Source organism: Pedobacter sp. 01T416_2, assembly GCF_056398925.1.
This window is the reverse complement of the sequence record NZ_JBFTQI010000043.1, coordinates 1-14,652: the sequence shown is the minus strand read 5'-3', so window position 1 is coordinate 14,652 and position 14,652 is coordinate 1. Positions and strand designations below refer to the sequence as shown.

The following is a 14,652-nucleotide window of genomic DNA, read 5'->3' as shown; positions in this document are numbered from 1 at the left end:
GTGTAATAGTACTCTTTTGCCATATCATACAAAGTCATGTCTTCACCGAAACCTAACCAGTAAGTTCCAGCTGTTAAAACGTTTTTTAATTTTCCTTTTTTAAACACCAATCCAACATAATTGGTGTTAATTGTTACTCTTTTCATGTTTTTTTGATGTTAAGATTTATAATTATTTAATTTTTGTTTTACAAAGCATTGCAAAAGCACATTCATTTTTTTCTTGCGGAAGCAAATTGAATCTTGATGTTTTTAAGAATGAAATCAAGCTTTGGCAAGTAGTTAAATCCGAGGATTTAAATAAATTTTTCGGCGAAATTTGATTTTTAAATCAGCTCTTTCATCGTTTTTACTTTCAAAGCAAAAGGCAAATTGCGTTTCAGATTTATTAAAAATCTTAAAGCCGAATGCGGTTTTACAATGCTGTTCTTTTGAGCGATTTTAAAAGTTGCTCTTCTTTTTGTTTTGGAGTTTGAGTCCTAAACGCTTACCAATTAGCTATTCCAAGTGATGGTTGGAAGCAGGATTCGAACCTGCATGGTTTGGTTGTTATTCTACCCCTGAATTATTCCGAATAATATCGGAAGTGGGATTCGAACCCACGACACACAACGTGTTTAGACAATCTATCATAATTCTTATCAGCATATTCTACGCAATTGCCCGAATACTTTGGGGCTATTCCGAAACCCGCAACATTGGATAAGTTTTATTTAGTATTGCCATCCCTTTCGGGATTTCTTTATATTAACCTGATTGTGATAACCTTTACTAATGTAACCCTGTCCGGCGTATCCCGAACAGGGGCTTCATGTTGGTGAATGCTGATCCAGTTAAAACCGGAGCAGCATAAACGAGAGCGCGTATCATTTAGAACAGTAAACTGTTTCTATCAATCAGATTGTTGTTATTAATATTTATCAAAGAACTTTATCGACTGGCGACATTACAAAGATGCCACCACCACTACGCGGCAGATTTGCGCAGTAAAATTTATTTTGGTATAAAATATATAATTGGTTGATAATTAGATGGATAAATTTAATTTTTACATTGTATTTTTTCTTTTATCCTCCCATTACGCAATTGTATTGCGTAGATTATAAATGCTTTGCTATATTTAGTTAAGCTTTTCAATCAGATTTTTTAGCTTCAAACTCAAATTGATTAAAAATGGCAGTAAATAAATTGGCACTCATCCGGTATAAAACCATCGACGATTGTTTGAAGAACCGTTACCGTAAATGGACACTAGAAGATCTTATCGAAAAGGTATCGGCAACGTTATACGAGCTCGAAGGAATTACCACCGGGGTAAGCAAGCGGACCATTCAGGCAGATATCCAGCTCATGCGGAGTGATAAGCTTGGCTATAATGCACCGATTGTGGTGAAAGATAAACGCTTTTATGCCTACGAAGAAGCTGGTTTTAGCATTACCAAAGCACCAATCAATAACGCTGATGTAGATAAAATGAAAGAAATTGTAGGTGTACTGAAACAGTTTAATGCCTTTAATTATTTCGACGAAATGAGCGATATGATCGCCCGTTTAGAAAATAACCTCTACAAATCGACGAAACAGAGTGGCAATAATATTCAATTGGAAAGTAATAAGCTCGTTAAGGGTTTGGAATGTATTCCACCATTATATCAGGCTGTTTTAAACAAACGTTCACTATTAATCGAATATAAGTCTTTCAAGGCGCAACAATCGCAACAAGGAATTTATTATCCGTATCTGTTAAAAGAATACAGAAACAGATGGTTTTTGATCTGTAAAGCGAAAAAACGGCCAGGGATCTTAAATTTGGCATTGGATAGGATAGTAGAATTTCAGGAATTGCCTAACGAAGAATTTGTAAGTTATCAAGGAGTAGATTTCGATCGGTATTATGAAGATCTGATCGGTGTAACGAAAAGCGAAAGGGACCGTGCGCAGAAAGTGATCCTCGAATTTACAAATGACCATGCGCCCTATGTCGTAACGAAACCAATGCATCAATCGCAGGTAGTATTAAGTAAGAGCGAGAAAACAACAACTTTTAGGATCGATGTGGTACTAAACTATGAACTGGAACGCGAAATTTTAGGCTTTGGAGAGTGTGTTAAAGTGCTTTCGCCACGATTGTTGATTTCAAAAATCAAAAGAAGATTGGCGCAAACTTATGAGCAATACGAAAGCATTGATGAAGGAAAAGTTTTTATAAAGTCCTGAAGAAACTAGTTAAACGTTTTAGTAATTGGATTCTTATGTGTAATTTGAATTTAATTATGTTCAAGACCAAATATATTCTAGCTTTTCTAATGTGCTGTTCGATAAGTATTTTCGCTCAACGGCATACGCCTCAATGGAGGCCAAATTATCATTTCACTGCACCATCAAATTGGTTAAACGATCCAAACGGGTTAATTTATCTGAATGGGGAATTTCATCTTTATTATCAGTACAATCCGTTCGAAAATAAATGGGGGCATATGAGCTGGGGCCATGCCACCAGTAAAGATCTGGTAAACTGGAAGCACCTTCCGGTTGCTATTCCGGAAAAAATTACAAATGACACCACCACCATGATTTTTTCAGGTTCGGCTGTGCTAGATAAACATAATGTAAGTGGATTGGGGAAAGGACAGGCACCCGTTGTTGCTTTTTATACAGCAGATCTACCTAAGCAACGGAATGAATCTCAATATATGGCCTATAGCAATGATGGAGGGTTAACCTTTACCAATTATGCCAAAAATCCCATTATTGATTTAAATAAAAAAGATTTCAGAGATCCTAATGTATGGTGGCACGAGGCCTCTCAACAATGGATTATGACTGTTGCAATGGTTGATGAGCATCAGGCAAGGTTTTATGGCTCAAAAAACTTGAAAGATTGGACCATGCTGAGTGATTTCGGTAAACAGGGTAATCAGGCGAGTGGTTGGGAATGCCCGTTTATTATTCCCCTGGCCGTTGACGGAAATAAGAACATTACAAAGTGGGTTTTGGCAATATCATTATTTGGACCAAAGGGGCCAACAATGCAGTATTTTGTAGGTGATTTTGATGGCAAGACTTTTAAGAACGACAATGATGGAAAATTAACCTTATTGGTTGATGAAGGCGATTCTTTTTATGCCGCCATTCCATGGAACGATGCGCCAAAAAAACAGCGGATTTTATTGGGATGGTTACAACCTGGCGGTAAAGAAACATTCCCATGGAAAGGACAGATGTCTATCCCAAGAGATTTATCTTTAAAAACTACACCCGAAGGAATTAGGCTGTTTCAGCAACCGGCCAGCCTGATTGCCGATAATATTAAAAAACACTCAAGTGGTAAGGTTATAACGAGGCAAAATGTTGTTATCGATCAGGATATCGACTTAGCTGCCAGCCAAAATTCGTATTGGATTGATGCCGAATTTTCTGTTAAGGATGCAAAAAACTTAGGTTTTAAGCTTGCACAACTAAAGGATGAGAAAGAAAATGTTGTTAAGGAAGTTGAAGTGGGCTATGATGCTGTTAAAAAACAACTTTATGTAGATTGCTCACGTTCAGAGAAAGGTGTTAAAAATGATAAGAACATCATTCAAACCATAACCGTGAGTCCGTTAAACGGTAGAATAAAACTCCAGATTTTGCTCGATAAATCTTCATTAGAAGTTTTCGTGAATGGTGGCGAAAAAGTAATTACCACGATGATTTTTCCTGATGAAAAAGCCACAGGTTTAGCCGCCTTTTCCACAGGAGGTAAAGCGGTTTTAAATAGCCTTAAAGTTTGGGATATGAGTAAACGAAAATGATTGAATTTGAGTGATTGAATTAATGAATTTATTAGTGCTGTTGCCAATATTCCCTCATTCAATCACTCAATTATTCAAAAGTTAATTTTTAAATTCGCTGGTTTTATGGAATTCGATATCTGGATAATCCTGTTTGGTTAAATTAATCATGTATTCACTATCGGCCAAATAAACTGGATTAGCCTCTTTATCAAAACCGATGTGCTGTTGTTTACGTTTTACAAATTCATCCAGTTTCTTTCTGTCGGTAGAAGTTACCCAGCTCGAACGGGTATAACTCAGAGTACGGAAACGGCATTTTGCACCATATTCGTGCTCTAACCTGAAGTTGATTACCTCAAACTGAAGTTCGCCAACCGCACCGATCACTTTCCGGTTTCCAGGCTGCATCACGAATAACTGTGCAACTCCTTCATCGGTTAACTGCTCAATGCCTTTTTCCAATTGTTTGGTACGCATTGGGTCCATATTTTCTACCTCTTTAAAAATAGATGGAGAGAAACTAGGGATGCCTTTAAACTGCAGTTTTTCACCTTCGGTTAAGGTATCGCCGATTTTAAAGTTACCGCTATCGTATAAACCCACAACGTCACCTGGCCATGCCTCTTCCACAATACTTTTTTCGTTCGCCATAAAGTCCATCGGGTTGGAGAATTTCAGTTTCTTATCCTGACGGGTGTGGTAATAAAATTTATTGCGTTCAAATTTACCCGAGCAGATCCTTAAAAATGCAATCCTGTCGCGGTGTTTTGGATCTAAATTGGCGTGGATCTTAAACACAAAGCCACTGAAATTTTTCTCTTCAACCAGTACATCACGCTCTTCAGCCTCTCTATGTCGAGGGCTCGGGGCAATATCAATAAAGGTGTCCAAGAGTTCTTTTATCCCAAAATTATTAATCGCACTGCCAAAAAATACTGGTGCAACCAAGCCATCGGTATATAAATCCTTATCTATCTTACCGTAGATACCATCAACCAATTCAACATCATCTTTCAATGTGTTGATTTCGTTCTCTTTAAGGTAATTTAATAAAGATGGATCATTTAAATCGCTTGCCGCCACAACCGAATCGGTTACTTTGGTCTTATCGGAATTAAATAAATTTAAATGTTTGTTATAAATGCTGTAAACACCTTTAAATGTATGTCCCTGGCCTATAGGCCAGGAAAGCGGACAAAGGCTGATATTTAATTTTTCTTCAATTTCATCCAATAAATCGTAAGCCTCTTTACCTTCACGGTCCATTTTGTTGATAAAGATAATCACCGGGGTGTTACGCATCCGGCAAACCGACATCAGTTTTTCGGTCTGTTCCTCCACACCCTTTACACAGTCTACCACCAAAATAACACTATCTACCGCCGATAAAGTTCTGTAGGTATCTTCCGCGAAATCTTTGTGACCAGGTGTATCGAGAATATTGATGCGTTTACCACTATATTCGAAACCCATTACTGAAGTCGCAACCGAGATACCACGTTGCTTTTCGATCTCCATAAAATCGGAGGTATTACTCTGGTTCGCTTTGTTCCTTTTTACCGCACCAGCAGTATTAATAGCGCCACCAAAAAGCAGAAATTTTTCTGTCAATGTGGTTTTGCCCGCATCGGGGTGGCTAATAATGGCAAAGGTTTTACGTTTTTCTATTTCAGGGTTAAGCATAATAAAATTTTGGGTGTAAAGAGTGATGAAACCTTGTTAAAGGAATTTAACAGCGATAAGATTTGAATATTGTTGTTTCATCAGGGCGCAAAGATAAGAAAAAGCTTTATTATTAATTGTTAGGATGTTGTATTGTTTTGTTAAATAGATCTAAATATTAGCAATACTTTGGAAAAGTAGGGACAGTAGTTCTTTCGTTATTGTAGCCCTGCCATACACTATAGTCCCGACGAATCCGGATGTAAAATTGGGCCGGGAGCTGCCGTTTCTGTCAGGTTTATGTTGCTTCTCCAGTAATTCTATTGAGGTTTTTTATTCTGCTAATTGAGATTAATGAACTGTTCTGCTCCGTGATAGATAGAAAAGCATTGTCATCCTGAGCTTGTCGAAGGACAAATGTTTTATTTGTTTAACTATCAAAAGGTCTTCGACAGGCTCAGACTGACAGCTCTTGCGCTTAAAGTTAATAGCGTTTGAAGATCCAATGTGGCTTGAATAAGTGCTCGCTGAAAATTATCCAATAAAATTTAAAATTTCTCATCAATCATTGTTTAATTTTGTGCTAAAATGTTTAGCTTTATTCATCCCTCCGTTTATTGTTGACTAAAATTTTACTGCCGATGCCCACTTTAGAAGAAACTTCTATGCCCGCAGAAATTGCGGCCAAATTTGTTAATTATACCTCAAAACACGTTTTCTTGACCGGAAAAGCAGGAACAGGTAAAACAACTTTTCTACGGAAACTCATTCAGCTTACGCACAAAAAAGCCTTAATTGTGGCACCAACGGGTATTGCTGCAATCAATGCAGCTGGGGTAACTATCCATTCGCTTTTTCAACTTCCTTTTGGGGCATTTTTTCCTGATGCTGCCGGCGCCTTGATCAATGAAAATATCAATTTTAACTTCAATACGGCCAAAACTCTAGTGAAACACTTAAACATGCAAGGCAATAAACGCCGCATGTTGCAGGAACTGGAGTTACTTGTTATCGATGAGGTAAGTATGCTGCGGGCCGATATGCTCGATGCCATAGATTTCGCTTTACGTTATGTACGCAGGAACAGAAACCTTCCGTTCGGCGGAGTACAGTTATTGTTTATAGGCGATCTGCACCAGCTGCCACCTGTGGTAAAAAATGATGAGTGGCGCATCATGGCTAAGTTTTATAAGAGTATTTATTTCTTCGATGCCCTGGCCCTGCAGGATAATCCACCGGTTTATATCGAACTGGATAAAATTTACCGTCAGGACGATGCTGTTTTTATCGATTTGCTGAACAACCTACGGAACAACAAAATTACTGCTGAAGATACTGCATTATTAAGGCAGCATTTCAAACAGGATTTTAAACCCTCGGCAGATGAAAATTATATCACTTTAACCACCCATAACAATAAAGCTGATAGCATCAACCGTGAAAGATTAACCCAGCTGAAAACTAAATCTTACTTTTTTGAGGCAAAGATTCAGGGTGAATTTAGTGAATATGCTTACCCGAATGATAAAAGTTTAGAGTTAAAGGTTGGTGCACAGGTAATGTTCATCAAAAATGATATGACTGCCGAAAAGCGGTATTACAATGGTAAGATCGGTGTGGTACATCATATCGAAAAGGATGTAGTTGAAATTGAACTGCCTGAAGACAAAGTGGTGATCCAGATTTCACCCTATACCTGGGAGAACGTAAAATATAAATTGGATGAAGCAACCAACGAAATCAAAGAAAATGTAGCAGGATCGTTTATCCAATATCCGATTAAGCTGGCCTGGGCCATCACCGTGCATAAAAGTCAGGGTTTAACCTTTGATAAGGCCATTATTGATGTAGGTGATGCATTTGCACCTGGCCAGGCTTATGTAGCCTTGTCGCGTTTACGCTCTTTGAAGGGTTTGGTTTTAACCTCTCATCTGCGCGATAGTGGTTTGCAACAGGACCAAAATGTACATTACTTTTCTAAAACGAAACAACCTTCCGAGGTGCTAAACGAGCAGATCAGTATAGAGAGTTATACTTTTATCCGCAGTTATTTGCTTGCGGCATTTGATCTGAACCTGATCCGTTATTACTTAAAAGAACATCGTCAGACTTTTGATAAAAGTGAAAAATCGACCAAGCAAAAACACGAAGATTGGACTGATACTGTTTATACCGATTTTCAAAAAATAACAGCCACAGCCGATACGTTTGTTAATCAGCTCAAAAACCTGTTCGCACAGCAAACCGAACATACTTTATTTAACGTATCGAAAAGGGTAGAGGCTGCCTTAAAATATTTTAATCCACTGGTTAAGGAGATTTCAGATCGTTTTCTCGCTCAAATTGAAGTGATAAAGGAAGAAAAGCAGATTAAAACCTATGTTACAGAACTGTTAGAGCTAGAAATTTTGGTGTATGAGCAGTTAAAGAAAATGCACAAAAGTAAAGCATTGTTGCAGGCACTCATCGCTGGGAAAGAGTTTAGCAAAGCCGATACCGATGCACTGTTGAATACGGTTGAAAGAAACAACCAACTCCAAAAAGCAATTCAGCTAAAAGGAGAAACGCTTAAAGTAAAATCTGCAGCAGAGAAAAAGAAAAAAGAGCCAAAGATTGATACCAAGTTAGTGAGCTTCGAGCTGTATGAGCAGGGCAAAACCATCGATGAAATTGCAAAAGAACGTGGCTTTTCTGCCGGTACCATTGAGGGACATTTGGCCTATTATGTTTCTACACAACAATTGGATGTAACCAAACTGGTAAAGGCCAATAAAATCAAAAACATTACCGATGCAATAGAAAGTCAGAAAACAAAATCTATGGCCACGATAAGGGAGTTTTTAGGTAAAGATTATTCTTTCGGGGAGATTAAATTGGTGCTGGCATCGTTGTTCCCATCAGAGGAATAGGTCGAAATCTAACCGCAAAGATAGCTAAGAACAAAAATGGAAGTGCAGGCCAGGTTTACTACGCGCTTATAAGGAGCGTTTGTTCTATAAATCTGATCGTCATGCTGAACTTGTTTCAGCATCTTTCCTGAATAAAGACCCTGAAATAAATTCAGGGTGACGATTGTATGTTTAAGTATGTACAGAACATTTTTCCCAAAACAGATTATTTATCTAATTGAGTTTATAAACTTTGTTGTAAATGGTTATTAGAATTGCCTCTGTTTTCTCTGTGTAAGCTCAGTGAATCTCTGTGGTTAAGCAATGATGAATTCTGTTTTATCTGTGTAAAACTTTGTGCCATTTGTGGTTAAACCTTAAAATTATTTATCTTAGCATCCGTGGAAAAGGTTAAAGTTTTAGCGCAGTACATGCCCGAACCAGCGGCACCGCTAATTGCAAAATGGATAGATTATTTTCAGTGCGAATTTAAGATTTCTAAAACCCGCTCTACAAAACTGGGCGATTACCGCCATCCTTATCAGGGCAAAGGGCACCGCATTTCGGTGAATTTTAACCTCAATCATTATGCCTTTCTGGTTACTACCGTACACGAGTTCGCGCATTTACTCACCTGGAACGACTTCAAGAATAAAGTAAAACCGCATGGCACAGAGTGGAAGAAGAACTTTCAGCGGATGATGGTTCCCTTTTTTGAACTGAATATCTTTCCGGCCGATATCCACAAAGCGATTGATAATTATATGTCTAACCCGGCGGCATCCAGCTGTTCTGATCTTCATTTATCGCGAGCCTTAAAAAAATACGATAGCAATAAAACCGAGACTTTACATTTAGAGCAATTGCCGATTAATACCACTTTTAAAATTAAAGATGGCCGGCGTTTTACCAAAGGCGAACGCATTAGGAAGCGGTACCGCTGTATTTGTTTAGATGATAAACGGCTATATCTGTTTAATCCTTTGGCAGAGGTTTTTGTAGTGGAATAAGATTAATTTGCTGTCATTCTGAATGCAATGAAGAATCTTTTGCAAAATAGCTCTGCAATTACATTTTGCGTTTGAAGATACTTTAGATTAATGTCATTTGAAGTGTCAATAGTAAACAGATTCTTCGCTGCGCTCAGAATGACAAATCAGCTACACAAACTTAAACTCATCCCCATCAAATAAACCTTTATCGCTTAATTTTAAGTGTGGAATCACCAATAAGGCCATAAAAGAAAGCGTCATAAAAGGGGCAAGCAAAGTAGAGCCTAAATCTTTCGCAAATTGATCTATTGAAGTATAACTTTCTGCAACCTGATAACCGTTATGGTTACTCATTAAGCCTGCTACCGGTAAAGCTAAAACTTCTTTTTTCCCATTTCCCAATGCCACTACGCCACCGGTTTCATTAATCACCAGATTTACGGCTTCACAGATACTTTTATCGTCTACGCCGACAGCAATAATGTTATGACTATCGTGTGCAACACTTGATGCAATGGCGCCTTCTTTTAATCCAAAGTTTTTTACGAAGGATACTGCGATAGGCGCATCATGATAACGGTTTACCACCACCATTTTCAAAACATCGTTTTCCAGATCACTAAGGATATTTTGATTTAAAACTTTCGGTTTGGCAGATATTCTGTTGGTAATCAATTGCCCATCCAATGCTTCAATAACTGGAATTTCTTTTTGTCCGCTGAAGGGATAAATAAAATCTTCTTCCTTTTTCAAACTGCAATCGAAATGGTTTACCGATTCTCGATCTTCGACATGTTTTACCCAATTGCCAACTGTTTTGCCATTCTCAGCAAGTAATAAGCCATCGATATAGGTTTGTTTAACCTTGAACGTTTTTAAATCTTCAAGCACAATAAAATCTGCATCATCATTGGTTTGGAGTGAGCCAACATCTAATTTATAGTGAAGAATAGGATTGATGCAGGCTGCTCGGAGTATATTGAATATATTGATCCCTTTTTCTACTGCCCTTGCACAGAGCTGATTAATATGGTTTTCGACTAAACTATCAGGATGTTTATCGTCGCTGCAGAACATCATCATTTCTGGCCAATCGTTCAGTAGATCGATTAAGGCTTCGAAATTTTTTGCCGCACTTCCTTCACGGATGAGGATTTTCATGCCGCGCTGTAATTTATCCAATGCTTCTTCGGCAGTAAAACATTCGTGATCGGTAGAAATTCCGGCATTGATGTATTGTTGAACAGCATCGCCACGTAAGCCCGGGGCATGCCCATCAACAGGTTTACCCAACTGGTGCGCCGCCGCAATCTTTTTTAAAACTTCTTCATCTTTATAAAGTACACCTGGGAAATTCATCATTTCGCTGAGGTATTTTATTTCAGGACGTTCTAAAAGTGATTTTACATCATCATGGTCCAATTCAGCTCCGGCCGTCTCAAAAATGGTAGCTGGAACACAGCTTGGGGCACCAAAATTGAATTTAAAAGGCACGGTATTGCCATTTTCAATCATAAATTCTACACCTTCCATACCACAAACGTTGGCAATTTCGTGTGGATCGCTAATAGTTGATACCGTTCCATGAACTACTGCTAACCGCGCAAATTCACTTGGAATTAACATGCTGCTTTCGATATGCACATGACTATCTATAAAACCCGGTGAGATAAAATGTGCTCCTTCTTTCTGTTCAGAAATTTTAGAGATTGATTTTATTTTTCCATCCTCAACGGCTACTTCGCCAAAGAAAATATTTCGCTTTGTGATGTTGATGATATTTCCTTCGACTTTAAAATTGCTCATGCATTCTTTATGTTTAACTGGTTAATTGTATAAATTGGTTAACTGTCGATTTACTTTAGCAATTAACCAATTCAAACAGTTTATACAATTAACCACCTTCTTAATATTTCAATAATTTATCAATCGTTTCTGCCAATCTTGCCTTAGCTAAAAAATCTTCCTCCAATACCTTACTCATTGGAATTGCCGTATCTAAGCTTGCACAGCGCATTACAGGTGCATCGAGACAAGAGAAACAGTGCTCTCCAATCCAGGCAGATAGTTCGGCGCCAAAGCCATTGGTTAAGGTATCCTCATGCAAAATTAAAACCCTTCCTGTTGCTTTAACCGCTGCCCTTACTGCTTCTTTATCCCAGGGCTGTAGCGTGCGCAGATCAATTAATGTAGCGCCGCTTTCAGGATATTGTTTCAGGTAATCTAAAGCCCAATGTACCCCCAGCCCGTAAGTAATAATCGCAAATTTATTTCCTTCGGCAAGCCTAACTGCTTTACCAATCTCTGTAGTATAGTAGCCATCAGGAACAGGAGCGCTTAAACTTCTGTAGAGGTATTTGTGCTCGAAATAAAGCACTGGGTTTGGATCTTCAATCGCTGCCAACAGCAAACCTTTCGCATCTTCAGGGAAAGCTGGATAAACAATTTTTAAACCTGGTGTTTTGGTAAACCATGCTTCATTACTTTGTGAATGGAATGGTCCAGCCCCTGTTCCGGCACCCGTGGGCATACGCACCACTACATCGGCTTTTTCGCCCCAACGGTAATGCGTTTTGGCCAGGTTATTCACGATCTGATTAAAGCCGACGGTTACAAAATCTGCAAATTGCATTTCTACAACAGCTTTATGGCCATTTATGGATAAGCCTAAACCTGCCCCCACAATGGCCGATTCGCAAATAGGGGTATTGCGGACTCTGCTTTTGCCATATTTAGCAGTAAAACCATCTGTAATCTTAAAAGCCCCGCCATAATCGGCAATGTCTTGCCCCATTAAAACGAGATTAGAATACTTTTGCATGGCCAGGTCTAATCCATCAGTTATTGCATCTAAATATCTTTTTTCTGTAGAAATTTGACTAGGTTGGACAACATCTTGCTGGTAAGGAAAATACATATCAGCCTCTTCCTGATCGGCATTAGTAATCGGCTCATCTTCTTTAAAAGCTTCTTCAACTTCCAGCTCTATATCTCTTTTAACCTGGATTTTGATGTCGATAATTGAATCTGAGGTTAAAATACCCTGCTCAATTAAATACGCTTCGTAATTACTCAAAGGATCTTTCTTTCCCCACTCGTCCAACAATTCTTGCGGAACGTATTTCGTGCCCGATGCTTCTTCATGGCCACGCATCCTGAAAGTTAGACACTCTACCAAAACCGGTCTTGGATCTTTTCGGATTTCCATAGCCAGTTGATTGATGGTATCATAAACTTCTAAAATATTATTCCCATTTATCTGAATACCCTCTACACCATAACCAATGGCCTTATCAACCAGGTTTTTGCACCTGAACTGCTCTGACTTTGGAGTGGAAAGTCCATATCCATTATTTTCGATCAGAAAAATAACAGGGAGGTTCCAAACTGCAGCAACATTTACTGCTTCGTGGAAATCGCCTTCACTGGTTGCCCCTTCTCCGGTGTAAACTAATGTGGCATGCTGTTTATTGGCTAAAACATCGGCAAGAGCAATACCATCTGCCAAAGCCATTTGTGGCCCCAAGTGGGATATCATCCCAATTATTTTATATTCTTGTGTGCCGAAATGGAAAGAGCGGTCGCGGCCTTTGGTAAAGCCGGTAATTTTGCCCTGCCATTGGGCCATTAATTTTTTTAAAGGAATATCGCGAGAGGTAAAAACGCCCAAATTACGGTGCATGGGTAAAATGTACTCCTCACTTTGCATCGCTAAGGTGCTACCAACAGCTATTGCTTCCTGGCCAATGCCCGAGAACCATTTGCCAATTCTACCCTGACGCAACAGCTTGAGCATTTTGTCTTCAACCATCCGAGGGTAAAGCAATCTTCTGTATAAGTTCAATAAGAACTTGTCGTCTTTATCACCTCTGTTAAATTGCATATCTGGTTATTTTGACTAATGAGTCCTGATTTAAGACTCCTTATTTTTTTTCAATTCTTCCCATTGTTTAGCAAAAGATTTATCGGCAACTTTAGGCATTTCCCGGTATTTGCCCCAGCTCTTTTTGAAAAATCTTTTGAGCATAAAATTTTTAAACTTTCCGCCAAAAAAATCCATCCATTTGCGTTTTTGCATCATTCTGCTGAACATGCTCCAGCCAATTTCTTCTTTTTTGCCGTTTTCATGCCCTGCGGCGGCATCTCTCCGGTTAAGCAAGAGCATTTTATGGATATCGATTTTTACCGGGCACACTTCTGAACATTTGCCGCAAAGACTAGAAGCATAGCTTAAGTGTTTAAACTCTTCCATACCCTTTAAGTGAGGCGTAATTACTGAGCCGATTGGCCCACTATAGGTTGTATTATAAGTATGCCCACCAATATTTTTATAAACCGGGCAAGCATTTAAACATGCACCACAGCGGATGCAGTACAAGCCCTGTCTCTGGTCTTTTTGTGCCAATAAATTGGTGCGGCCATTATCTAGCAAAATCACATACATTTCCTCTGGCCCATCTGTTTCATTGGGTTGGCGTGGACCACTTAAAATGGTATTATAAACCGTTAAGTTTTGCCCAGTTCCATGCGATGCCAGTAAAGGCCAGAACAGATCAAGATCTGTCATCGAAGGAATTACTTTTTCAATACCCACAATAGCAATGTGGATTTTAGGGAAAGTGGTACTTAAACGAGCATTACCTTCATTCTCCGTTAAGGCAATACTTCCGGTATCGGCAATTAAAAAATTTCCGCCACTAATACCAATATCGGCATTTAAGTATTTATCGCGGAGTAATTCTCTTGCTTTTTGTACCAGCTGCGGGGGAGTGGCATCGATAGGTGTGCCAAATTTATCGTGAAATAACTGCGCTATATCTGTTGCACTTAGGTGCATGGCCGGGGTAACAATATGGTAGGGAGCCTGCCCAAGCAGTTGAACAATGTATTCGCCCAGATCACTTTCTAAAGACTCGATGTTGTTCTTTTCCAGGAAATCGTTTAAGTGGATTTCCTCGGTGGTCATCGATTTTGATTTGATAACCGTTTTGCCATTGTTTCTTTTGATGATGTTGAGGATTTCCTGTTGGGCTTCTTCASCATCATTGGCCCAGATTACCTTACCGCCACGGCGTTGGAAATTTGATTCAAATTCTGGCAAGAACTTATCAAGGTTTTCCATCACACGCCATTTGATTACGTGTGCCTTTTTTTTGGATGCCTCTAAATTTTCGAATTTTGATAAGCCCCGTTCAACAGCTGCATTGTATTTCCCAATATTATAATTTATGGTTTTACGATGCGGTAGATCGAAAGCTTTCTCGTCAGATTTCTCTAAAAATTCCTCGGCAATATTCATCAATAGTTATTTTGTAATAGGGTAACGAATATTAAC

General features: G+C 38.8%; 8 protein-coding genes. 4 read left to right on the top strand and 4 right to left on the bottom strand.

Annotated elements, in window-relative coordinates; translation table 11 throughout:
• The first annotated feature begins 1,172 nt into the window (after positions 1–1,172).
• Positions 1,173–2,216 (top strand): helix-turn-helix transcriptional regulator, encoded by a 1,044-nt coding sequence (locus AC1DPQ_RS03510; RefSeq protein WP_477579338.1) that lies wholly within the window; start codon positions 1,173–1,175, stop codon positions 2,214–2,216.
• A 56-nt stretch (positions 2,217–2,272) separates the two neighbouring features.
• Positions 2,273–3,793, top strand: coding sequence for a glycoside hydrolase family 32 protein (locus tag AC1DPQ_RS03505; protein ID WP_477579336.1), 1,521 nt, complete (start codon positions 2,273–2,275; stop codon positions 3,791–3,793).
• An 81-nt stretch (positions 3,794–3,874) separates the two neighbouring features.
• Here the strand turns inward: AC1DPQ_RS03505 and AC1DPQ_RS03500 are convergent, their stop codons facing one another.
• Complete coding sequence (locus AC1DPQ_RS03500; protein ID WP_477607962.1) at positions 3,875–5,458, bottom strand: peptide chain release factor 3; 1,584 nt, start codon at positions 5,456–5,458, stop codon at positions 3,875–3,877.
• 620 nt (positions 5,459–6,078) lie between these two features.
• On the opposite strand from AC1DPQ_RS03500, the gene AC1DPQ_RS03495 reads away from it, so the two are divergent.
• Positions 6,079–8,346 (top strand): helix-turn-helix domain-containing protein, encoded by a 2,268-nt coding sequence (locus AC1DPQ_RS03495; RefSeq protein WP_477579332.1) that lies wholly within the window; start codon positions 6,079–6,081, stop codon positions 8,344–8,346.
• A 380-nt stretch (positions 8,347–8,726) separates the two neighbouring features.
• Positions 8,727–9,335 (top strand): SprT-like domain-containing protein, encoded by a 609-nt coding sequence (locus AC1DPQ_RS03490; RefSeq protein ID WP_230149336.1) that lies wholly within the window; start codon positions 8,727–8,729, stop codon positions 9,333–9,335.
• 150 nt (positions 9,336–9,485) lie between these two features.
• Here AC1DPQ_RS03490 and ade read toward each other — a convergent pair whose 3' ends face one another.
• The 3 genes from ade to AC1DPQ_RS03475 all read right to left on the bottom strand — a co-directional run bounded on the left by ade (position 9,486) and on the right by AC1DPQ_RS03475 (position 14,616).
• A complete protein-coding gene (ade, locus tag AC1DPQ_RS03485; RefSeq protein ID WP_477607960.1) occupies positions 9,486–11,123 on the bottom strand; it encodes an adenine deaminase in 1,638 nt (545 codons plus the stop codon).
• A gap of 100 nt (positions 11,124–11,223) precedes the next feature.
• Complete coding sequence (locus AC1DPQ_RS03480) at positions 11,224–13,200, bottom strand: alpha-ketoacid dehydrogenase subunit alpha/beta (protein WP_477607958.1); 1,977 nt, start codon at positions 13,198–13,200, stop codon at positions 11,224–11,226.
• 30 nt (positions 13,201–13,230) lie between these two features.
• On the bottom strand, positions 13,231–14,616 hold the full coding sequence (locus tag AC1DPQ_RS03475; protein WP_477607957.1) for a LutB/LldF family L-lactate oxidation iron-sulfur protein: 1,386 nt from the start codon (positions 14,614–14,616) through the stop codon (positions 13,231–13,233).
• Positions 14,617–14,652 lie beyond the last annotated feature (36 nt).

Coding starts and splice junctions, on each gene's coding strand:
- AC1DPQ_RS03510 (WP_477579338.1), top strand. CDS start 1,173: ATGGCAGTAAATAAATTGGCACTCATCCGGTATAAAACCATCGACGAT.
- AC1DPQ_RS03505 (WP_477579336.1), top strand. CDS start 2,273: ATGTTCAAGACCAAATATATTCTAGCTTTTCTAATGTGCTGTTCGATA.
- AC1DPQ_RS03500 (WP_477607962.1), bottom strand. CDS start 5,458: ATGCTTAACCCTGAAATAGAAAAACGTAAAACCTTTGCCATTATTAGC.
- AC1DPQ_RS03495 (WP_477579332.1), top strand. CDS start 6,079: ATGCCCACTTTAGAAGAAACTTCTATGCCCGCAGAAATTGCGGCCAAA.
- ade (WP_477607960.1), bottom strand. CDS start 11,123: ATGAGCAATTTTAAAGTCGAAGGAAATATCATCAACATCACAAAGCGA.
- AC1DPQ_RS03480 (WP_477607958.1), bottom strand. CDS start 13,200: ATGCAATTTAACAGAGGTGATAAAGACGACAAGTTCTTATTGAACTTA.